This window comes from Nocardia concava NBRC 100430, from assembly GCF_000308815.1.
Classification (GTDB): Bacteria; Actinomycetota; Actinomycetes; order Mycobacteriales; family Mycobacteriaceae; genus Nocardia; species Nocardia concava.
Map to the genome: position 1 here is coordinate 1 of NZ_BAFX01000091.1, position 989 is coordinate 989.

Here is a 989-nt window from a genome sequence, read left to right on the forward strand (position 1 = left end):
GGCGAGCACATCGGCGAACCAGTGCTCCGGCGGCGGAGGCGGATTCAGCGGCGTGCCGGGAGTGTCGGGCGGCAGCGGCGGAGGGGCCGCCGGGGCGGTGCTGCCGTTGCCGGACGGCGTGGCGGCTGCGGGGTCGGCGGGATCAGTCACGGGGATCCTCCGGATCCAGGCCGAGCAGGCCGAAACTCGCCCGGCGCGTTGCCAATACGGATGTGTCCAAGGCTCGGCGGGCGCGGTCGGCGCGCTCGTCGCCGGTCTCGCGGCCGCCGCCGGGACCGTCCCAGCGAGCGAAGGCGATATCCGCGCCGTCGCCCATGGTCTCGGGCGCGGCCACCATCGGCGCGTACCGACCCACCTGCTCACGCCATTCGGGCGGGGTCGGGGTGGCCGGATCGATGGTGCGATCCAGAGCCGTGGCCAGCAGATGCGTCCACGCGCGTGGCACCACCCGGATCAACCCGTATCCCCCGCCGCCCACCGCGAGCCAGCGGCCCTCGGCGTACTGGTCGGCCAGGTCCCGCATGGCGATGAACGCCGCGCGCTGACCGTCCACGCTGAGTTCGAGATCCGCCAGGGGATCCTCCCGATGGGTGTCGACGCCGCACTGGCTGATCACGATCTGCGGCCGGAAGGCCGCCAGCGCACCGGGCACCACGGCGTGGAAACCGCGCAGCCACAGCGGGTCCCGGGTGCCGGGCATGATCGGCAGGTTGATCGCGGTGCCCTCGGCCGCGCCCGCCCCGGTCTCCTCCGGCCAGCCGGTATTGGGCCACAGTGTCGCGGGGTGCTGGTGGATGGACACGGTCAGCACGCGGGGGTCTCCGTAGAACATGCGCTGCACACCGTCGCCGTGGTGCACATCCACGTCGATATAGGCGATGCGGTCGAAACCGTTGTCCAGCAACCACGAAATGGCCACCGCTACATCGTTGTACACACAGAACCCCGCTGCCGAGGCGGGCATGGCGTGATGCATGCCACCGCCGATG

1 protein-coding gene is annotated in these 989 nt (G+C 71.8%); it reads right to left on the minus strand.

The features are described 5' to 3' along the window. Positions 1-142: 142 nt before the first annotated feature. Positions 143-989, minus strand: an 847-nt coding sequence (locus tag ON43_RS21165) for an arginase family protein (protein ID WP_040810064.1), incomplete at its 5' end; no start/stop codon positions are given.